This window comes from Mycobacterium sp. 4858, from assembly GCF_900240975.1.
GTDB lineage: Bacteria > Actinomycetota > Actinomycetes > Mycobacteriales > Mycobacteriaceae > Mycobacterium.
The window spans coordinates 1,793,482-1,813,784 of the sequence record NZ_LT968776.1 but is presented as its reverse complement, the minus strand read 5'-3'; the positions used below and the strand labels follow the sequence as shown (position 1 = coordinate 1,813,784).

Annotated in this window: 19 protein-coding genes and 2 pseudogenes; 11 read left to right on the top strand and 10 right to left on the bottom strand. The window is 68.5% G+C overall.

All coding sequences use genetic code 11. From position 1 onward, the window contains the following. The first annotated feature begins 19 nt into the window (after positions 1 to 19). Positions 20 to 1,429, top strand: coding sequence for an MFS transporter (locus C1737_RS17090; protein WP_102418968.1), 1,410 nt, complete (start codon positions 20 to 22; stop codon positions 1,427 to 1,429). Between the two features lie 7 nt (positions 1,430 to 1,436). Here the strand turns inward: C1737_RS17090 and C1737_RS17085 are convergent, their stop codons facing one another. Continuing rightward, positions 1,437 to 2,687, bottom strand: coding sequence for a DNA polymerase domain-containing protein (locus C1737_RS17085; RefSeq protein WP_369807533.1), 1,251 nt, complete (start codon positions 2,685 to 2,687; stop codon positions 1,437 to 1,439). 58 nt (positions 2,688 to 2,745) lie between these two features. On the opposite strand from C1737_RS17085, the gene fadD2 reads away from it, so the two are divergent. After that, positions 2,746 to 4,425: a long-chain-fatty-acid--CoA ligase FadD2 gene (fadD2, locus tag C1737_RS17080; protein ID WP_102418967.1), complete on the top strand. Its 1,680-nt coding sequence runs from the start codon at positions 2,746 to 2,748 to the stop codon at positions 4,423 to 4,425. Positions 4,426 to 4,435: 10 nt separating this feature from the next. Here fadD2 and C1737_RS17075 read toward each other — a convergent pair whose 3' ends face one another. The 3 genes from C1737_RS17075 to C1737_RS17060 form a co-directional block, all read right to left on the bottom strand. After that, entirely contained in the window at positions 4,436 to 4,801 is a 366-nt protein-coding gene (locus C1737_RS17075) for an ATPase (protein WP_067917995.1), read from the bottom strand. 961 nt (positions 4,802 to 5,762) lie between these two features. Then, a complete protein-coding gene (locus C1737_RS17065; protein ID WP_102418965.1) occupies positions 5,763 to 7,964 on the bottom strand; it encodes an acyl-CoA dehydrogenase in 2,202 nt (733 codons plus the stop codon). A gap of 104 nt (positions 7,965 to 8,068) precedes the next feature. Continuing rightward, positions 8,069 to 9,202 (bottom strand): alpha/beta hydrolase, encoded by a 1,134-nt coding sequence (locus C1737_RS17060; RefSeq protein ID WP_102419993.1) that lies wholly within the window; start codon positions 9,200 to 9,202, stop codon positions 8,069 to 8,071. A 110-nt stretch (positions 9,203 to 9,312) separates the two neighbouring features. Between C1737_RS17060 and C1737_RS17055 the strand changes: the two genes are divergently transcribed. The 4 genes from C1737_RS17055 (at position 9,313) to C1737_RS17040 (ending at position 13,543) form a co-directional block, all read left to right on the top strand. Beyond that, a complete protein-coding gene (locus C1737_RS17055; protein WP_067922613.1) occupies positions 9,313 to 9,897 on the top strand; it encodes a VOC family protein in 585 nt (194 codons plus the stop codon). Then, positions 9,894 to 10,442: a hypothetical protein gene (locus C1737_RS17050; RefSeq protein ID WP_067922610.1), complete on the top strand. Its 549-nt coding sequence runs from the start codon at positions 9,894 to 9,896 to the stop codon at positions 10,440 to 10,442. The genes C1737_RS17055 and C1737_RS17050 overlap by 4 nt, the downstream gene beginning before the upstream one ends. 299 nt (positions 10,443 to 10,741) lie before the next feature. Further along, positions 10,742 to 12,163 carry a condensation domain-containing protein gene (locus C1737_RS17045; protein ID WP_102419992.1) on the top strand — a complete coding sequence of 474 codons (1,422 nt, stop codon included), beginning with the start codon at positions 10,742 to 10,744 and terminating at the stop codon, positions 12,161 to 12,163. Between the two features lie 27 nt (positions 12,164 to 12,190). Then, the gene (locus tag C1737_RS17040; RefSeq protein ID WP_102419991.1) at positions 12,191 to 13,543 is read left to right on the top strand and encodes a hypothetical protein; all 1,353 of its coding nucleotides are present in this window, start codon (positions 12,191 to 12,193) and stop codon (positions 13,541 to 13,543) included. Between the two features lie 7 nt (positions 13,544 to 13,550). Here C1737_RS17040 and C1737_RS17035 read toward each other — a convergent pair whose 3' ends face one another. Continuing rightward, complete coding sequence (locus C1737_RS17035) at positions 13,551 to 14,219, bottom strand: TetR/AcrR family transcriptional regulator (RefSeq protein ID WP_067922604.1); 669 nt, start codon at positions 14,217 to 14,219, stop codon at positions 13,551 to 13,553. Positions 14,220 to 14,300: 81 nt separating this feature from the next. Here C1737_RS17035 and C1737_RS17030 point away from each other — a divergent pair, with 81 nt between their 5' ends. The 3 genes and pseudogenes from C1737_RS17030 to C1737_RS27520 all read left to right on the top strand — a co-directional run bounded on the left by C1737_RS17030 (position 14,301) and on the right by C1737_RS27520 (position 16,482). Further along, positions 14,301 to 15,212 carry an oxygenase MpaB family protein gene (locus tag C1737_RS17030; protein ID WP_068095386.1) on the top strand — a complete coding sequence of 304 codons (912 nt, stop codon included), beginning with the start codon at positions 14,301 to 14,303 and terminating at the stop codon, positions 15,210 to 15,212. A 96-nt stretch (positions 15,213 to 15,308) separates the two neighbouring features. Then, positions 15,309 to 16,376, top strand: a pseudogene (locus C1737_RS17025) (PPE family protein); the annotation flags it as partial. A gap of 10 nt (positions 16,377 to 16,386) precedes the next feature. Further along, positions 16,387 to 16,482, top strand: a complete 96-nt coding sequence (locus C1737_RS27520; RefSeq protein ID WP_369807532.1) for a hypothetical protein — start codon at positions 16,387 to 16,389, stop codon at positions 16,480 to 16,482. 60 nt (positions 16,483 to 16,542) lie between these two features. Here C1737_RS27520 and C1737_RS17020 read toward each other — a convergent pair whose 3' ends face one another. The 5 genes from C1737_RS17020 to rpmB all read right to left on the bottom strand — a co-directional run bounded on the left by C1737_RS17020 (position 16,543) and on the right by rpmB (position 17,897). Continuing rightward, positions 16,543 to 16,806 (bottom strand): hypothetical protein, encoded by a 264-nt coding sequence (locus tag C1737_RS17020; protein WP_233214778.1) that lies wholly within the window; start codon positions 16,804 to 16,806, stop codon positions 16,543 to 16,545. 122 nt (positions 16,807 to 16,928) lie between these two features. Then, positions 16,929 to 17,192: a 30S ribosomal protein S18 gene (gene rpsR / locus C1737_RS17015; protein WP_102418962.1), complete on the bottom strand. Its 264-nt coding sequence runs from the start codon at positions 17,190 to 17,192 to the stop codon at positions 16,929 to 16,931. Beyond that, positions 17,189 to 17,494, bottom strand: a complete 306-nt coding sequence (gene rpsN / locus C1737_RS17010; protein ID WP_102418961.1) for a 30S ribosomal protein S14 — start codon at positions 17,492 to 17,494, stop codon at positions 17,189 to 17,191. The genes rpsR and rpsN overlap by 4 nt, the downstream gene beginning before the upstream one ends. A gap of 2 nt (positions 17,495 to 17,496) precedes the next feature. Further along, on the bottom strand, positions 17,497 to 17,661 hold the full coding sequence (gene rpmG, locus C1737_RS17005) for a 50S ribosomal protein L33 (protein ID WP_068095352.1): 165 nt from the start codon (positions 17,659 to 17,661) through the stop codon (positions 17,497 to 17,499). After that, positions 17,661 to 17,897 (bottom strand): 50S ribosomal protein L28, encoded by a 237-nt coding sequence (gene rpmB / locus C1737_RS17000; protein ID WP_102418960.1) that lies wholly within the window; start codon positions 17,895 to 17,897, stop codon positions 17,661 to 17,663. The genes rpmG and rpmB overlap by 1 nt, the downstream gene beginning before the upstream one ends. A 300-nt stretch (positions 17,898 to 18,197) precedes the next feature. Between rpmB and C1737_RS16995 the strand changes: the two genes are divergently transcribed. After that, positions 18,198 to 19,103, top strand: coding sequence for a class I SAM-dependent methyltransferase (locus tag C1737_RS16995; protein ID WP_102418959.1), 906 nt, complete (start codon positions 18,198 to 18,200; stop codon positions 19,101 to 19,103). A 189-nt stretch (positions 19,104 to 19,292) separates the two neighbouring features. After that, a pseudogene (locus tag C1737_RS16990) lies at positions 19,293 to 20,240 on the top strand (PPE family protein); the annotation flags it as partial. Between the last annotated feature and the right edge of the window lie 63 nt (positions 20,241 to 20,303).

Sequence of the window (20,303 nt, the reverse complement as noted above, 5' to 3'; positions counted from 1 at the left end):
CCCTTCCTAACGTCGGGGCGTGACTACGACGACCACGCCCGAGTCGACCGCTCCGGTCCTCGCCCCCGCGCCCCCGCGTCATCGAGGCGGGCACTGGATCGATGACTGGCGGCCCGAAGACCCCGCGTTCTGGGAGGCGACCGGCAAGCCGATCGCCCGGCGCAACCTGATCTTCTCCATCTTCGCCGAGCACGTCGGCTTCAGCGTGTGGATGTTGTGGAGCATCGTGGTGGTCCAGATGACCGCCGGTGCCCACGGGCATCCGTCCGCCTCCGGCTGGGCGCTGACCGCGAGCCAGGCGCTGTGCCTGGTCGCCGTGCCCAGCGGCGTCGGCGCCTTCCTGCGCCTGCCCTACACCTTCGCGGTGCCGCTCTTCGGCGGCCGCAACTGGACGACCATCTCGGCGGCGCTGCTGCTCATTCCGTGCGTGCTGCTGGCCTGGGCGGTCAGCCATCCGGGCCTGTCGTTCGCGGTGCTGGTGTTGATCGCCGCCACCGCCGGCTTCGGTGGCGGCAACTTCGCCTCGTCGATGGCCAACATCTCGTTCTTCTACCCGGAGAAGGACAAGGGCTGGGCGCTCGGCCTCAACGCGGCCGGCGGCAACATCGGCGTGGCGGTCGTGCAGAAGATCATCCCGCCCATCGTCGTGGCCGGTGGCGGGGTGGCGCTGTCGCGCGCCGGCCTCTTCTACATCCCGCTGGCGGTGGTGGCCGCGGTGTGCGCGTTCCTGTTCATGAACAACCTGTCCGAGGCGAAGGCGGACGTGAAGCCGGTGTGGCAGTCGCTGCGGCATCCCGACACGTGGGTGATGTCGCTGCTCTACATCGGCACGTTCGGCTCGTTCATCGGCTACTCGGCGGCCTTCCCGACCCTGCTCAAAACGGTGTTCGGCCGCGGCGACATCGCGTTGACCTGGGCATTCCTCGGGGCAGCGATCGGCTCGGTGATTCGGCCCCTGGGCGGCAAGCTGGCCGACCGCATCGGCGGCGCCCGGATCACCGCCGTCAGCTTCGTCATGCTCGCCGCCGGCGCCGCGGCGGCGCTGTGGTCGGTGAACGCCAAAAACCTGCCGCTGTTCTTCGCCAGCTTCATGTTCCTGTTCGTCGCGACGGGCATCGGCAACGGCTCGACCTACCGGATGATCTCGAGGATCTTCGTGACCAAGGGGCAACTCGCCGGGGGCGACCCCGACACCATGGCGCACATGCGGCGCCAGGCCGCGGGCGCGCTGGGCGTGATCTCGTCGATCGGCGCCTTCGGCGGATTCGTCGTGCCGCTGGCATACGCCTGGTCGAGGTCGCACTTCGGCAGCATCGAACCCGCGCTGCGGTTCTACGTGGGCTTCTTCCTGGCCCTGCTGGTGGTCACCTGGTACTGCTACCTGCGCAAGGGCAACGCCTACCAGGCGCGAGCTGGGGTCGGGGTGTAGCCGGATTTCAGCGCGACGGCTGCTGCCTGCCGCCGTATCCGTCCCAGGGGCTGTAGTCGGCGATCAGCTCCTCCTGCTCAGGTCGCTGATCGACCGGCACATGCCGCAGGTTGATCCTGATCCGATACCAGATCGAACTCGGCCCGCGCATCCCGTCGACCAGCACGTCGGCCGGCTGCAGCAGGGCCGCCGCGTCCGGGTGGCGGCCGCGCCAGGTATCCAGCGCGGCCAGCGCCTCGTCCTTGGTCTTGGTGCGGGCGATCTCGATGAGCGGCATCGCCGACCGGCGCCGGCCGTCGGCCGTGCCGGATCCCTTCGGCGCACGCTCCGGGGGACCCATCTCCTCGGCCAGCACCAGCAACCGGTCGAGCTCGCCGACCGCGTCGTCCATCCCCGCCCAAGGGTCGCCCATGGCGGCGAACCGCGCGGGCACCGTGTCGATGGTGAACTCGTCGGGAAGACGTTCGGTCACCTCGTCCCAGAACAGCGGCGTGGACACCCGGGCGTCCGGCGTCGCCCGCACCGAATACGCCGACGCGACCGTGCGGTCCTTGGCGTTCTGGTTGAAGTCGACGAACACCCCTTCGCGTTCTTCCTTCCACCAGCGGCTGGTCGCGGCGCCGGGCGCTCGGCGCTCGACCTCCCGGGCGACGGTCTGGGCGGCCAGGCGCACCTGCCGGAATTCCCAGCGCGGGGCGATCCGGGCATAGATGTGAAAGCCGCGCGACCCCGACGTCTTCGGCCAGGCCACCAGGCCGTAGTCCTCCAGCACCTCGCGGGCGACCAGCGCCACGTCGACGATCCGCCGCCAGTCGACCCCGGGCATCGGATCCAGGTCGACCCGCAGTTCGTCGGGATGGTCGAGGTCGTCGGCCAGCACCGGGTGCGGGTTGAGGTCGACGCAGCCCAGGTTGACCGCCCACGCCAGGCCGGCGGCATCGTGAATGACGGCTTCGGCGGCGGAGGTACCGCGCGCGTAGTGCAGTTCGGCGACGTCCACCCAGTCGGGCCGGTTCTTCGGTGCCCGCTTCTGGAAGACCGCCTCCTCAGAGATGCCCTTGACGAAGCGCTTCAGGATCATCGGCCGGCCGGCCACGCCGCGCAGGGCCCCCTCGGCCACCGACAGGTAGTAGCGGACCAGGTCGAGCTTGGTGTGCGGTCCCGCGTCGCCGTGGGCGTCGAACACCACCTTGTCCGGGTGGGTGATCGTCACCTCGTGCCCGGCCACCTCCAGCGAAACCGGACCCATGTTCATCATCGTAAGTCGATGGGTACTTACCCCTCGGGATGCGACGGACGTCACATAGGGTGGATCCATGCCTAATCTGATTGGCCTGCCTGGGCAGGCGGTTGCCAAGGTTCAGCAATACCTGGAACGCGGCTCGGCCGAATTGCACTATGTGCGCAAGATCTTCGAAGCGGGCGCCTTCCGGCTGGAGCCACCGCTGAACTACGCCGCGATGGCCAACGACATCTATAAGTGGGGCGAGTTCGGCATGCTGCCCTCCCTGAACGCCCGGCGCCACCCGGACCGCGCCGCGTGCATCGACGAGGAGGGCGAGTTCAGCTTCAAAGAGCTCGACGAGGCCGCCCACGCGGTGGCGAACGGCCTGCTCGAGATGGGGGTCAAGGGCGGCGACGGGGTGGCGATCCTGGCGCGCAACACCCGCTGGTTCCTGATCGCCAACTACGGCGCCGCCCGGGTGGGCGCCCGCATCATCCTGCTCAACAGCGAATTCTCCGGCCCGCAGATCAAGGAGGTGTCGGAGCGCGAGGGCGCCAAGCTGATCATCTACGACGACGAGTACACCAAGGCCGTCAGCAAGGCCGAGCCGGAACTGGGCAAGCTGCGCGCGCTGGGCACCAACCCCGACGCGGACGAGCCGTCGGGCAGCACCGACGAGACGCTGGCCGACCTGATCGAGCGCAGCAGCAAGGAACCCGCCCCCAAGGCCTCCAAGCACGCGTCGATCATCATCCTCACCAGCGGCACCACCGGCACCCCCAAGGGCGCGAACCGCAGCACCCCGCCGACCCTGGCGCCGGTCGGCGGCATCCTCTCGCACGTCCCGTTCAAGGCCAACGAGGTCACCTCGTTGCCCGCCCCGATGTTCCACGCGCTGGGATACCTGCACGGCACCATCGCGATGTTCCTGGGCTCGACCCTGGTGCTGCGCCGCAAGTTCAAGCCGCCGCACGTGCTCGAAGACATCGAGAAGTACAAGGTGACCGCCATGGTGGTGGTGCCGGTGATGCTGTCGCGGATCCTCGACGCGATCGAGAAGATGGGGAAGAAGCCCGACCTGTCCAGCCTGCGGATCGTGTTCATCTCCGGGTCGCAGCTGGGGGCGGAGCTCGCCAGCCGCGCGCTGAAGGACCTGGGGCCGGTCATCTACAACATGTACGGCTCGACCGAGATCGCGTTCGCCACCATCGCCGGACCACAGGATCTGGAGCGCAACGCGGCGACCGTCGGACCGGTGGTCAAGGGTGTCAAGGTCAAGATCCTCGACGACAACGGCCAGGAGAAGCCGCAGGGCGAGGTCGGCCGGATCTTCGTCGGCAACGCGTTTCCGTTCCAGGGCTACACCGGCGGCGGCCACAAGCAGATCATCGACGGCCTGATGTCCTCGGGCGATGTCGGGTATTTCGACGAGCACGGCCTGCTCTACGTCAGCGGCCGCGACGACGAGATGATCGTCTCCGGCGGGGAGAACGTCTTCCCCGCCGAGGTCGAGGACCTGATCAGCGGGCACCCGGAGGTGGTCGAGGCGACCGCGATCGGCGTGGAAGACAAGGAATGGGGCCACCGGCTGCGCGCCTTCGTGGTGAAGAAGGACGGCTCGGACGTCGACGAGGACACCATCAAGCACTACGTCCGCGATCACCTGGCGCGCTACAAGGTGCCGCGTGAGGTGGTCTTCCTCGAGGAGCTGCCGCGCAACCCGACCGGCAAGATCCTCAAGCGCGAGTTGCGCGAGATGGAGGTCGACTAGCCCTTCGGGGTCAGCGCCGGTCTTTGATGGCCCGGGTGATCTGCGCCGCGAGTTTGGGGTCGACCAGGAGCTGGTCGATGAGCGCGGTGAGCACCTCTTGTCCGGTCACCCGGGCGACCCCCAGGCGGTCGGCCGCCTCCCGCTGCCAGATGTCGAGGGCGCGGTGGGTGGCCGCCGGCAGGTCGACGGTGCGCCGTGTCCGCTGAACCCGTCCCGCCTGGTTGTGCGCCGGCGGGCTGACCATCCGCTGGGGGGACTGCTGCCCGAGCCCGGTAAGGCGCTCGGTCGGCGCGGCGTCGCCCGCCGCGGCGCCCGACGGCGCGGGACCCCGGAACGATGCGGCGCCGGGTCCGATGTGGCTGCGGTTGAAGTTCACTGCGGCGGTGCCCTCCGAATGAGTGGCCGATCAGTAAATCAGCGCTCGAATGTGTCGATACTGATTCTTCCACCGTCCACGGCGTAAGTCGCGCGACCGGGCCGCCGACCGGCCGCGTCCCCGTCGGCGGCCGCTTTCTGCAGCAAATGGCTTACGGTAGCTGGCAGGCGCGGCGTATGTCGCGGTAATTTCGGGCGCGGGAGAGATGGAGCGCAATTCCGCGTCGCATAACGCAGGGCAATACGCCGATGCGGAATTGCGGAGAACAGTATTTCAGTAGACGTCATTTGAGCAGGTATAAGACCGGACTCCGTAGATCAGTATCCGACGTTCTCCTGAGATATGGAAATCATTAAATACGACAAAATGCCGACCTTGCGCAGTCTGGCAATCGACTTGTTACATAATTCACAGCACAATTCGTGTGTAGCTTAGTTGTTTGCCGGGAAACTCCTGGCTAACGTTTTTGTTGTCGGTATCAGATCCTGGAAGGGGCTCCTGCGATGACGCTCTCTGCACAATCGCTCCGCCGCGCGGCCGCCAGTGCGGCCGGCGCTTCGGCCATGGCGGGAGCGCTGCTGTTCGGCGCCGGCGCCGTTGCCCAGGCGGCCCCCGCACCAGGAGCCGACCACAGCTTCACCACCACCGGTCCGCATGGCGCGCCCGGTGGGCCCGGAATCCTTCCCGACCGTCCAGGAGGGGGTCATGGCGGATGGGGCGGAGGCCACGGATGGAACGGGGGGCACCGTGGCCCGGGTTGGGGGAACCGCGGATTCTGGGCCCCCGGGCACTGGTGGAACTGGTGGTGGTGAACCAAGCCTCCCCGTGATAGCCGGCCAGCCTTGACGTGCCGATCCACTCCTAGGCTGACCGGTCCACGGGATGGGGGGGAAACCATGCCGGCCTGACCACCCCTCAGGTCGGCATGGCCCTTTTCCGGGGCGGAATCGCCCGCCGGCGGTCAGGGATCGCGAGGAAGGCCGAGCAACCGCTCGGCGATGATGTTCAGCTGCACCTCGGAGGTGCCGCCGTAGATCGTCGTGGCCCGGCTCGCCAGCAGGTACTCGCCCCACTTGCCGGGCAGCTGGTTCGTGTCGCCGATGGCGGCCTCGGTGCCGAACGAGGACACCGCGAACTCGGCGTACCCCTGGCCGGTGCGCATCGAGAGCAGCTTCGAGATGGCCGCGGACGGCATGGCATCGCCGCCGGCCAGCGTCAACAGCGTCGAACGCAGGTTCAGCACCTTGGCGGCGTGGCCCTCAGCGATCAACTGGCCGGCCCGGTGTTGCGCGACGGGGTCGAGGTGCCCGTCGCGAACGAACTCGACGAACTGACCGAGAGTCGCCAGGAAGTTGGCCTCGCTGCTGCCGATCGAAACCCGTTCCGCGGTAAGGGTGTTGCGGCTGACCTCCCAGCCACGATTGACCTCACCGAGCACGCATTCGTCGGGCACGAACACGTCGTCGATGTAGACGGTGTTGAACATCGCGTTCCCGGTGAGCTCGCGCAGCGGCTTCACCTCGACGCCTTCACTGCGCATGTCCAGCAGGAAGTAGGTGATGCCGTTGTGTTTCGGGGCGCTCGGGTCCGTTCTCGCCAGCAGCGCGCCCCACTGGGAGAGCTGCGCCGCGGTGGTCCAGATCTTCTGACCGGTGATCCGCCAGCCACCGTCCGTCCGAGTTGCCTTAGTGCTCAACCCGGCCAGGTCCGATCCGGCGCCCGGCTCGGAGAACAGCTGACACCAGATCATCTCGCCGCGGAAGGTCGGCGGCAGGAACCGCTGCTTCTGCTCCTCGGTGCCGAACGCGACGATCGACGGGATGATCCAGGTCGCGATGCCCATCTGCGGGCGCTTGACGCGGCCCGCGGTGAACTCCTGGGCGATGATGATCTGCTCCACCGGACCGGCGGCGCGCCCCCACGGCCTCGGCAGATACGGCAGGGTCCAGCCGCCCTCGGCGATGGCGACCCTGCGCCGGTCGCGCTCCATCGCCTTCAGCGCGGCCACCTCGGCGCGGATCTCATCGCGCAGCTTCTCGGTGTCGGGGTCGAGGTCGATGTCGACCGGCCGGAGCCCGGTGCTGGTGGCGGTGTGCACCACTTTCTGCGGGTACTCCGAACCGCGGCCGAAGGAGGCGGCCAGCATCAGTGCCCGGCGGTAGTACACGTTCGTGTCGTGCTCCCAGGTGAAGCCGATCCCGCCGTGCACCTGGATGCAGTCCTGCGTGCACCGTTGGGCGGCCGCCGGCGCCAGCGTCGCCGCCACGGCTGCCGCGAACTCGACGTTGGAAGCGCTGATTTCCCAATCGTTTTCGCGTGCCTCGTCGATGGCGCGGGCGGCGTCCCACACCGCCGCGGTGGCCCGCTCGGTGTCGGCGATCATTTCCGCGCACTTGTGTTTGATGGCCTGGAACTGCCCGATCGGCCTGCCGAACTGCTCGCGGATCTTGGCGTAGTGCGACGCGGTGTCGGTTGCCCAGCGCGCCACCCCGATCGCCTCGGCGGACAGCAGCGTCGTCATCAACGCGTGCGCGGTCGCCATGCTCAGGTTGCCCAATGCGGCGTCTGCGCCCACCTCGACGGCGTTGGCGCGCACATGGGCGACGGGGCGCAGCGGGTCGATGCTTCGCACCGGCTCGATCTCGAGTTCCTCGGCGCGCAGCACCACCCATTCCTCGCCGCTGTCGATGGCGACCGGCAGCACCAGCACGGAGGCCTGCGCCGCCGCGGGCACCGCGCGGACCTCGCCCCGGAGCACCAGCGTGTCACCCTGGCGGGTGGCGGTGAGCCCGCAGCAGTCCATCGCGTATGCGGCGATGGCCGCGCCGGACGCCAGCTCGGAGAGGACCTTGGCGTGCGGATCGCTGGCGGAGATCAGGGCGCTGGCGATCGCCGACGGCACGAAAGGCCCGGGCACCGCACCGTAGCCGAACTCGGCCAGCACGATGGCCAGCTCGAGGATGCCGAAGCCCTGCCCGCCCACGGACTCGGCCAGGTGCAGGCCCTGCAGGCCCTGGTCCGCGGCGGCTTGCCAGTACGGCGGGGGATTGTCGATCGGCGTTTCCATGGCCGCGTGCAATGCCTCGGACGGCGCGATGCGCGCCACCAGCGACCGCACCGAATCGGCCAGGTCTTGATGCTCAGGAGTGATAGCGATCGGCATTGGTCGCCTTCCCATGCTTTCGGGTTCCGTCTCGGCCGGGCAGCTTCCAAACTAACAACCGGTCGGTTGGTTGACCACAGGGGTCGGTCGGGTGGCGACGGGTCTCAGCGAAACCGCTTGGCGATCCAGTCGGCGATGATGTCGGCTTGCTCGTCGCGGGCGCCCGGGGTGGTGAAGTAGTGATCGCTGTCGATCGACGCCTCGGTCTTGTCGGGGCCGGCGAGCGCGGCGAAAATACGCTGGGCGTCGGACGGGAACACACCGGTGTCGGCCTCGGCGTTGATCACCAGGGCGGGGCAGGTGATGCGGGCCAGGTGTGGCTCGGCCCGGGTCTGCGCCACCCGCAGGCTCCACATGCCCAGCCAGTTGCGCAGGGTGCAGGCCGCCGCGATCCCGTGTGCGGACCGGTTGGCCTTCGCCGGGACGCCGGCATAGCACATGTTCGGTTGACGCCGCGTGGGCTCGATGCCGGCATCCACCATGCGGGGGTCCGCCCAGGTGCGCATGACGCTGAACGGACGGTCGGAAAATCCCGCCGTGCGAACGCGTTTGAGCTCCCGCTCCGCCCAGTCGGTGATGGCGTGGTTGCGCGCCGTTTGCGCACGGCGGTAGCGGGCCAGGAACTCCGGCGCGTACGGCGGGCCGTTGCGCTCGTTGAACAGGTCGAGGTCGGCGTCGGTGGCGACGGGGTCGTTCTCGTCGACGACGGCGGCGTCCATCCAGGCCGTCAGCACGTCCGGCCGCCCGGGATGGGCCGCGGTGGCCACGTAGCCGTCGGCGGCGGGCAACTCGGTCAGGCCCGTCGCGGGTCGCATCCCCTCCAGCGGGGTCACGTTCGGCGCCACGGCCTGCGACTGATACGCGGCCATCAACGATCCGCCACCCGAATTGCCGAGCAGCACAACCGTTTCCACCCCCTGCACCTCGCGCAGCCAGCGCACTCCCACGCCGATGTCCACCAGCGCATGGTCGAGCAGGAAGCTGCTCTCGAAGCCGCGGAACCTGGTATTCCAGCCGAGAAACCCGATCCCGCGGGTGGCCATGTAGTCGGCGAGGTAGTGCTCGGAGAAGTCGATCTGGTAGTGGGTGGCGATCATCGCCACCGTGGGCTTGTGGCCCTCCCCGCGGTGGTACAGACCCTGGCAGGGATGCCCGCCCGCACCGGCGCGCCCGGCGGTGGGCGACGGCAAACCGACGAACTCGCGGCGCACTCCCGCGGCACCGGTGTGAAGAGTCATTTCGGCGGCCCTGCTGGCGACGGACATCTCGGAGAAAACTGAAGCTGATGTTAGATTCTTCAATTACATCTTGGCCAGGATTTCCCACGCCGGGACGGAGGGGAACTGCGGTGATCAAGCCCCACAACACCAACACGGAATTCGAACTCGGCGGGATCAACCACGTCGCGCTCGTTTGCTCGGACATGGCCCGCACCGTGGACTTCTACACCAACATCCTGGGCATGCCGTTGATCAAGTCGCTGGACCTGCCCGGGGGCGCGGGCCAGCATTTCTTCTTCGACGCGGGCAACGGCGACTGCGTCGCATTCTTCTGGTTCGCCGACGCTCCCGACCGGGTGCCGGGCATCTCGTCGCCGGGCGCCATCCCCGGCATCGGCGACATCACCAGCGCGGTGAGCACCATGAACCACCTGGCATTCCACGTGCCGGCCGAGAAGTTCGACGCCTACCGCCAGCGCCTCAAGGAGAAGGGTGTGCGGGTGGGGCCGGTGCTCAACCACGACGAGAGCCCCATGCAGGTGTCCGCCACGGTGCATCCCGGGGTGTACGTGCGTTCGTTCTACTTCCAGGACCCCGACGGCATCACGCTCGAATTCGCTTGCTGGGTCAAGGAATTCGATAGCAGCGATGCGAGCACGGTGCCGAAGACTGCGGCCGACCGCCGGCCCGCGGTGCCGGCCGGCCGGCCGTGACCGAGGGCATCCTCTCCGACGCCCGGATCGCGGCCCTGACGCCCGGGGAGCGGCGTGACCTGATCACCCGGCTGGAACAACCCGTGAGCGACATCGTCGACCCCGTGTTCCTGGCCCGCGTGCGGCGAATCCGGTTGAGCCTGATGGCCGGTGGCTCGGCGGTGATGATCCCCTGGCTGGGCTATCTGTCCACGACGCTGCCGGAGAACTACGTCGTGCACAACTGGCCCCTCACCTGGATGGGCTACGACGTGTTGTTGATGGTCTTCATGGCGGCGACGGCCGTGTTGGGCTACCTGCGCCGCCAGGTGCTGATCCCGGCCGCGTTCACCACCGGTGTGCTCCTGATCTGCGACGCATGGTTCGACCTGATGACCGCAGGCCCCAGGGACGTCTGGCTGTCGGTGGCCACCGCTGTGCTGGTCGAGCTGCCGCTGGCCGCCTTCATGATCTTCAGCGCGCTGCGGCTCATGCGCCTGACCATGGAGCGGTTCTGGCTGCTGGATCCCGGGATGCGGCTGTGGCAGCTGCCCCTGTTGCCCTGAGCGGGTGCGGTCGTTTGCTCCGGAGAGAGCAGATTACCGGCGTCGCCGCGACAGCGCGCGGGATTGCGAATCTTGTCCAAAACCGCGTAATCCTCGCGTTCCTGTACTAGCGTCCAACAACAGCGACTCGGGGGTACGAGCGACGACCGTAGGTTCAACTCCACACACGAAAATCAGTTCGCGAAGCTCCCCGGTACGAAATTGGATTCATATTGCGCATAAAACCCATTCGGGAATGGGTTTCCGGTACCCCCTTGCCGCACAACGGAATCAGCACCTCACAGAGCGAGGATCAAGAAATGGTCGCACTCGGGAACATCTACGAATGGGAACCGCCGCACGGACCACTGACCACGTGGACGGCCACGCCCGCGGCGCACGAAGCGGCTCGCACCGCGCCATTGAGCGATTTGGTTCCGAGTTATCAGCAGACTCAACACCTCTGGACCGCGCACCTCGGCAACACGATGAACCGACAGCTGCCCCGGTTGATGGTGGTGGCGTGGGACATTCCCGGCACGTGTGACATCCCGGCGATGACGGCGGCGATCAACGCCCATGTCCGTGGTCAGGACACCTACCACAGCTGGTTCGAGATCGTCGAAGGCGTCATCGTCCGCCGCGCGATCGCCGACCCCGGGGTCATCGAATTCGCTCCGACGGCGTTCGGACAGATGAGCCCCGAACAGGCGCGTGCGCACGTCTTGACGACGACGCCCGGGACGCTCGGATGGGGCTGCTTCACCTACGGAGTCGTCCAGGGGCCCGACCACTTCACCTTCTACGCCAGCGTCGACCACCTGCACATCGACGGCGTGTCCGCCGCGCTGATCTTCCTCGACATCCACCTGACGTACCAAGAGCTGGTGCTGGGTGCGCAAGGCGGCGAGCTTCCCGCACCCCGCGAGCTGAGAAGTTACCGCGACTACACCGTGCGGCAGCGGGAGAGGGCGGCGAGCCTGACCCTGTCGTCCCCGGAGGTCAAGGACTGGATTGCGTTCGCGCGTGAGGCCGACGGTGACTGGCCGAGCTTTCCGCTGCCGCTGGGCGACACATGGGCCAGCTGCAAGGGCGACCTGGTCACGGTCGACTTGCTCGACGCCGCGGGGACGGAGTCGTTCGACGCCGCATGTTGCGCAGCCGGTGCCCGGTTCATCGGGGGAGTCCTGGCTTGCACGGCGTTGGCGGAGCGCCAATTGACCGGCAAGGAAACCTATTTCGGGTTCACGGCCAGGGACACCCGGGACATGGGCGTCGACACCATGACGGTGGGATGGTTCGCCAGCCTGATCCCCGTGACGGTTCCGACGGCCGGCGACTCGTTCCCCGAGGCGGCACGGGCGGCTCAGAAATCCTTCGACTCCGCCAAGGATCTCGCCGCCGTGCCGGTCGAGCGCGTGCTGGAGTTGGCGACCCCGGATCAGCTGGGCATCAAGCTGCCCACGCAACTGCCGATGATGTTGTCGTTCCTCGACTTTCGAAAGATCCCCCTTGTCGGGATGTGGACGGAGATGAATTTCGGGACCTATGGCGACAGCCTGTCCGCCGGCGGGATCAACATGTGGATCAACCGGCACGTGGAACGCACCACGGTGACGATCTCCTTCCCGGACAACGAGATAGCCCGCGAGTCGGTGCAGCGCTACCTGGCGGCGCTGATCCGGGAATTCGCCCGGGTGATCGAGACCACCCCCGACCAGCCCGATGTCGTTGCGGCCTAGACGCACGAGAGGGCGGGAGTCGGGATGATGAGCAACGTGCTGGACCTGGCCGACCAGACCATGTTCCTCGGCGAGCGGGCGACCGCCACCACCAGTGTGCTGCAGTGCATCTGGGTATACGACCGCGCCGTCGACGTCGACGGGCTGCGAAGGTTTCATCGCCATCTCGGTCGGGGTCGGCTGCGTCGCCGCATCGAACGGTCCCCCTTGCCGTTCGGCAGGCATCGCTGGGTGGCTCCCACCGTTCAGTCGGAGCTCGAGATCGTCGCTGCGCCACGGCCCCGTGAGGCGATCGGCGACTGGCTGGAGGAACAGGCGGATAAGCGACCCGATGCCGAGCACGGGCCCGGATTCCACCTTGCCCTGCTCCCCTTGACCGACGGCGGCGCGGCGGTGAGCCTGGTGACCACCCATTGCCTCACCGACGGTGTCGGGCTGTGCGAGGCGTTGGCGGACGCGGCGTGCGGCCGCGACGACACCATCGACTGGCCGCCCCCGGCGGCACGGCTGCGGTGGCGGGCCGTGCGCGAGGACGCACACCAAACCGCATGCGACGCATCAAGCGTGGGCCGCGCCGTGGTTGCCGCGATCCGCCTGGCCGGGACTGCACGCCACGCCGGCGCCGCCGCGTCGCCGGCCGCCAAGCGGCCCGCGCCGCCCGTCGGGGCGGACGAGCTCATCACGCTGCCCATGGCGACGCTGTTCATCAACGCCGACGAGTGGGACGCGCGCGCGCAGGCACTCGGGGGGACGAGCAACGCGCTGCTCGCTGGACTGGCCGCCCACCTCGCCCGACGAGTCGGGCGAGTCGCCGCGGACGGAACGGTCAACGTGGGAATGCCGGTCAACGAGCGCACCCCGGGCGACACCCGCGCGAACGCGGTCGTCAATGTCGACATCACGGTCGACCCCGCTCCGGCGACGACCGACCTGCGCGAGATCCGCACCAGGGTCAAGGAAGCCCTGTCCCGCCACCTGGACGAGCCCGACGAGCGCTGGGCCTTGCTGCCGCTGATTCCGCTGATCCCGAAGCGCGTCATGCGGCGGCTGATCGGCGTGGTCACCGGCAGCGCGATCACCGTCGTGTCGTCAAACCTCGGGACGCTGGACCCGGCCCTCAACCGGGCGGACGGCACCGAGGCCGATCACTTCGCCATGCGGACGGTGTACCCGGGGGTGACCACCGCGACCATGTACCGCACCAACGGGGCACTGGCGTTGTTGTCGGGGCGGGTGCACGGCCGGGTGTTCGTCTCGTTCCTCGCCTACGAGCTCGGTCGACACAACTCGATTGAGCAACTACGAGCCAACGTTTCAGATGCGCTGAGCGACTTCGGGCTGACGGCCACCACGGCCTGGCGCACGGCCTGCCCGGCGTAAGCACCCGCTAGGCGTCGGCCGCCGCCCGGGATTCCTTGGTGCGATAGAGCCTTGGCTCGGCGAGCTCGTCGAGCAGGGCGGCCAGGTGATCGATGAGCTGGTCGGGTTCGAGCCGGACGTCGCCGGCGAGCCAGGCGCTGATGGTCTGCCCGACGCCGCCGACCACGAAGTGCGCCGCCGCCTTGATGCGGTCGTTTGCCGGAACCCGCATCGCGTCCCCGACGTGCTGGCCGGACAGCATGGCGAACAACGCGCTGGATTCGGCGCGCTTGCGCACGATCACCGGATCGGCAAGCTGCGTGCTGAACAGCAGGCGCCCGAGCCGGGCGTCGTCGGCGATGGTGTGCACGATGTTGGCCATCCCCGCTCGCGTCTGCTCGTGCGCCGGCACCGCCGTCACCGCGGCCTGCGTGGTGGCGGCCAGCTGGGCAACCACCCAATCGAAGACGGAGCCGACGAATTCGTCTTTGTCGGCGAAGCTCTCGTAGAAGTACCGGGCCGCCAACCCGGCCTCACGGCACACGCCGCGGACGGTGACCGCCGAGACGCTCTGTTGCTCGGCGCCGAGCAGCTCGAGGCCCGCGGCCAAGAGGCGGTTGCGCCGCGTGGCCAGGCGCTGCGCGGCCTCGACGCCGCGGTAGGGCCGCGCGCTGGAGGTCTCGCTCATGCCACCCATCTTGACACCGGCGGGGCGCCGCGACAATATCAGGAAACAGCCGTTCTCACATTGGCGGCAGTGCCGCGGGAGGGGATGACGATGGCGATCCGCGAGGCTGTTCAGGAACCGGCTCGGCATGTCGAGCGCCCCATCGCCGACCCGCCCCGGCCATCCCCGGCGCGGCGGCGCCGGTTGGCGCTCGGCATCGACGAGGGGTTGATGGGCGTCGCGCTGTTGGCCGGCCCGGCGAACGTGGTCATGCAGTTGGCGCGTCCCGGTGTCGGCTACGGCGTCATGGAGAGCCGCGTCGAGAGCGGCCGCGTCGACCTGCATCCGATCAAGCGCGCACGTACCACCTTCACCTACCTGGCCGTGGCGACCAACGGCAGCGACACCCAGAAGGAGGCCTTCCGCCGCGCGGTGAACCGCGCCCACGCGCAGGTCTACTCCACCCCCGAAAGCCCGGTGCAGTACAACGCTTTCGACCCCGCCCTGCAGCTGTGGGTGGGGGCGTGCCTGTACAAGGGCGGGGTCGACATCTACCGCATGTTCATCGGCGAGCTGGACGGTGAGGACGCCGACCGCCACTACCGGGAGGGCATGGCGCTGGCCACCACCCTGCAGGTGCCGCCCGAGATGTGGCCGGCGGACCGGGCCGCGTTCGACCGATATTGGGAGGAGTCGCTGGCCAAGGTGCACATCGACGACGCGGTCCGCGAATACCTGTATCCCATCGCCGCCGGCCGCATGCCGGGACTGGCGCTCCCGCGCCGGCTGCAGCGCGCCTGCGACAACTTCGCGTTGCTCGTCACCACGGGCTTTCTGCCGCAGCGGTTCCGCGACGAGATGCGCCTGCCCTGGGACGCCGCCAGGCAACGGCGCTTCGAACGGCTGATTGCGGCGCTCGCCCTGGTGAACCGGCGCCTGCCGCGGTTCGTTCGCCGATTCCCGTTCAACGTCCTACTGGCCGACGTCGACCGCCGGATCAGGACGGGGCGCCCACTGGTCTGACGCGCGCGGCGGCCGAACTCGGCCGTGTTGATAACGACAATCATATTCATTAAGCTCTCCTCTGCCTGGTAAGCCTTCCCAGTCTGAGGAGTACCTATGACGGCACCGATCTGGATGGCCTCGCCACCCGAGGTGCACTCCGCGTTGCTCAGCAGCGGCCCCGGCCCAGCGTCGCTCCTCGCGGCGGCGGGCGCATGGTCCGACCTGAGCACCGAATACGCCTCGGCCGCAGCGCAACTCAGCGGCGTCCTGGCCGCGGCGCAGGCCGGCTCGTGGCAGGGGCCCAGCGCGGAGTCGTACGTCGCCGCGCATGCGCCCTACCTCGCGTGGCTCACGCGGGCGGGCGCGGACAGCGCCGCGGCGGCCGCCGAACACCAGACCGCCGCCGTCGCCTACACCGCGGCGTTGGCGGCCATGCCGACGCTGCCGGAACTCGCCGCCAACCACGCCATCCACGGCGCTTTGGTGGCGACGAATTTCTTTGGCGTGAACACGATTCCGATCGCGGTCAACGAGGCCGACTACGCGCGGATGTGGGTGCAGGCCGCCACCACGATGACGACCTATCAGGCCGTCTCGACCGCGGCGGTGGCGTCCACACCGCAAGCCGACCAGGCGCCGCAGATCGTGAAGACGGACGCTTCAGCCGATAGTTCGTCGAACGTGGACCACGACCCTACGATCGACAATCCGCTCGACGACTTCATCGCGCAAATCCTGAAGAACTTTGGGATCAACTGGGATCCGGCCCAGGGCACGGTGAACGGCCTGACGTATGACTCCTACACCAACGCGTCGGAACCGATTTGGTGGGTCGTTCGAGCGCTGGAACTGCTCGAGGATTTCGAGCAGTTCGGCTACTACCTGGTGCACAATCCGGCGTTGGCGTTCCAATACATCGTTCAGCTCATGCTGTTCGACTGGCCGACGCACATCCTCGAGATCCTGACCACGGCACCGCAACTGCTGGCCCCCGCTCTGCTTCTCGCCGTCGCTCCCTTCGGCGCCGTTGCCGGTTTCGCCGGGCTGGCCGGCCTGGCCGGGATACCTCAGCCCCAGGTCTTGCCGGCGCCGGTGCCGGCGCCCGCCCCACCACCCGCCCCGATGCCGGCCGTCGCGATGACACCGACCGCCGCTGCGCCTGCGTCGGCGCCCGCCTCGGCGCGCGTCGGGATTGACCACGCTGGCCGGTGACGAGTTCGGCACCGGCCCAAGGGTTCCCATGTTGCCGGGCACCTGGGACGATGACGGTGGCAACGCTACGCGGTAGCGCACGCGCGGGAATCCCCGGCAAACCCTCGCGGACAACGCGGCTGGCAGGGTCGGCGGGTCAGTTGCTGCGGCGCAGGCTGGTAGCCCAAAGGTGATGATTGCCAAGTTCTTCGGGGATCGGAGCGGTCTCCCACTGGCCGCGTTCCAGCCAGTCACGCAGGGCCGCGGCCTGGTGGCTGCTGGCGATGGGTCCGATCCAGTGAGGTGGCCCGCATGCCGCCCGGTCTTTCGTGCAGGGCTGCACGACGGCCATGACGCCACGCCCCGTCGGCCGGGACGCGCACGTCACCGGCCCCAGCATGCACGCGGCCGAGACGAGCATGGCGTGAGGGCAGCGCCGGATCGCGGGCCGTAGTTCGTCGATCACCGAGAGCCGGTGATGGGACGCGCAAGCGGCGCAGACAATCAGGGTGAAGGGGCGGTCGGTGCCGCGCCGCGGCGAGGTCAACGTCCCGTGCCGGGGTAGGGCAGCAGCGCCATCTCGCGGGCGTTCTTGATGGCCGTCGCCACCTGTCGCTGCTGTTGGACGGTCAGGCCGGTGACGTGGCGCGCGCGGATCTTGCCGCGCTCGGAGATGAATACGCGCAGCGACGCGGTGTCCTTGTAGTCGACTTTGCGCAGACCCAGGCTGGTGAGCAGGTTTCTCTTCCCGGACTTGACCTCCGGCTGGGCGAGACGACGTCTGCGCTGGGCATTCTTGCCGCTCACCAGCTTGCCTTTCGCACTCCGGGGAGCTGACCCGCGTGGGCCAGCTCGCGCACCCGCACCCTCGACAACCCGAATTTGCGCAGATGCCCACGCGGGCGTCCGTCTACCGCATCCCGGTTGCGCAGGCGCACCGGGCTGGCATCGCGGGGCTGGCGGGACAGCTCCCGTTGCGCCGCGGCCCGTTGGTCGGGGGTGCTCTGAGGCGAGCGGATGGTTTCCTTGAGTTCGGCCCGGCGCGGGGCGTAGCGCGCCACGATGGCGCGCCGGCGCTCGTTCTTCACGATTTTGGATCTCTTGGCCATGTTCAGCGTTCCTCGCGAAAGTCGACATGGCGGCGGACGACCGGGTCGTACTTGCGCAGGACCAGTCGGTCGGGGTCGTTGCGCCGGTTCTTGCGGGTCACGTAGGTGTAGCCGGTGCCCGCCGTCGACCGCAATTTGACGATGAGGCGAATCTCGTTGCGGGCCATCAGATTCGGTGCCTCTGTCGACGCAGTCGGGCCACGACTGCCTCGATCCCGTCGCGGTCGACGACCTTGATGCCTTTCGCGCTGACCCGCAGCCGAATGCGGCGTCCCTCGGATGGCAGGTAGTACGTCTTGAGTTGAATGTTGGGTGACCAGCGTCGGCGGGTCCGGCGATGCGAATGTGACACCGCATTACCGAAACTCGGTGTCCGGCCGGTCACCTGGCAGTGCGCCGACATCGTGTACCTCCATGTCCGCTTATTGAAAATGATTTTCGACAAGGCCTGACGCAGACGGTACCGTACGCATGGGCAAGATGAAAATGATTATCAATAAGGAGCGCGATGCGGACGCCCGTCATCCTGGTCACCGGCCAGCCGATCCGGGCGACGACGCGGCCGGCTGAGTGCCCTTCGGCGGGCCGGTTCTCAACACGACGGCCACGCGGACGCGTCGGCCGGGGGCGGTGGCGCCCGCGCTCACCGTAGGCGTTGCGCGCCATGGAAATCGGCACATCTGCGGCCGGTACTGTCGACCACATGCGTAGTGAAGGCGATACCTGGGATATCACAACGAGTGTCGGTTCGACGGCGTTGTTCGTGGCGACTGCGCGGGCGCTGGAGGCCCGCAAGCCGGACCCGCTGGCCGTCGACCCCTATGCGGAGGTGTTCTGCCGCGCCGTGGGCGGGTGGGCGGCCGACGTCCTGGACGGCAAGGCCCCCGATCACGAGCTGACCACGGCCGACTTCGGCCAGCATTTCGTCAACTTCCAGGGCGCCCGCACCAAGTACTTCGACGAATATTTCCGCCGCGCCGCCGGCGCCGGCGTCCGGCAGGTGGTGATCCTCGCGGCGGGGCTGGACTCCCGCGCCTACCGCCTGGACTGGCCGGCCGGCACGACCATCTTCGAGCTGGACCAGCCGCAGGTCCTCGACTTCAAGCGCGAGGTGCTCACCGGGCAGGGTGCGCGGCCGAACGCGGAGCGCCGCGAGATCGCGGTGGACCTGCGCGACGACTGGCCGCAAGCGTTGCGCGACAGCGGCTTCGACGCCGCCCTGCCGTCGGCCTGGATAGCCGAGGGCCTGCTGATCTACCTCCCGGCCACCGCGCAGGAGCAGCTGTTCACCGGCATCGACGGCCTGGCCGCCCCGGGCAGCCACGTCGCCGTCGAGGACGGGGCCCCCCTCGACCAGGACGACTTCGAGGCCAAGCGCGAGGAAGAGCGCGCCAAGATGGCCGAAGGCGCCGAGCGGCCCTTCTACCAGCTGGTCTACAACGAGCGGGTCGCCCCCGCGACCGAATGGTTCGGGGAGCGCGGGTGGACCGCGGTCGGCACCCCGCTGGCCGACTTTCTGCGCCAGAACGGCAGGCCGGTTCCTGGCCCGGACATCGACGCCGGGCCGATGGTCGCGCGTAACACCCTGGTGAGCGCGGTCAAAGGCTGACCGCCGCCGGGCTCGCGATGAGTTCGCCATGAGTTGACCGCGCGCCGGAACTTTTTCGCGCCGGCCTCCGACTACTACCGGGCTGATCGGTGCGCCGCCCAACAGCCCGGGCGGCGTCGGTCTCGGCCCGGCGAGGAGTTCCGGCGTGACGTTGCGCGCTTTTTTCGATGGCCCGGCCGGCGGTCGAGGGTGACCGCCCCCGTGTGGATGGCGCTGCCGCCGGAGGTTCATTCGGCGCAGCTGAGCAGCGGTCCCGGGCCGGCCGGCCTGCTGGCCGCGGCGGCGTCCTGGAGCTCGCTGAGCGCGACCTACGCGTCGGCGGCGGACGAGCTGTCCGCGACCTTGGCGGCGGCGCAGGCCGGGGCGTGGGAGGGCCCCACCGCCGAGCAGTACGTGGCCGCCCACGCGCCCTACCTGGCGTGGCTGACGCGGGCCAGCGCCGACAGTGCCGCGGCCGCCGCCCGGCACGAGACCGCGGCGACGGCCTACACCGCGGCGCTCGGCGCCATGCCGACCTTGCCAGAGCTGGCCGCCAATCACGCGATGCACGGCGCGCTGGTGGCGACGAACTTCTTCGGTATCAACACGATTCCGATCGCGGTCAACGAGGCCGACTACGCGCGCATGTGGGTCCAGGCGGCCACCACGATGTCCACGTACCAGGCGGTCTCCACGATGGCGGTGGCGTCGACGCCGCAAACCGACCCGGCTACCACCATCGTCCAGGCCGACAGCACCGGCGAAGAGGACGACAGCGGCAACGACGACATCATCGACAACGACTCCGGCAACCCGTACCAGCTGAGCTGGTGGATCAACCGCTTCCTGGAGATTTTCCAGACCATCGGAAGGGATCTGGAGGAATTTCCCGAGAATCCGTCCGCGGCGTTGACGCAACTCCTGCACGACATCGGCCTGCTGATCGCGGACGAGTTCACCCATCTAATCGAGGTATTCCAGGCGTTCCCCCAGCTCCTGGCGGTTCCGTTTGTCGTGCCGGTCGGAGCCGCGGGAGGCCTCGCCAGCCTCACGGCGTTGGCCGCGATCCAGCCCGAGCCGGTTCCCGCCCCGGTCGCGGCCGCCGCACCGGTATCCGAGGCCCCGAAAATGCCCGCGGTGGCCGCGACCGGGGCGGGGAACGGCCCTGGCTCTTTTTAACCTCTTGCCCCGGCGGCGAATAGAGGAGGGGGGAATATTGGG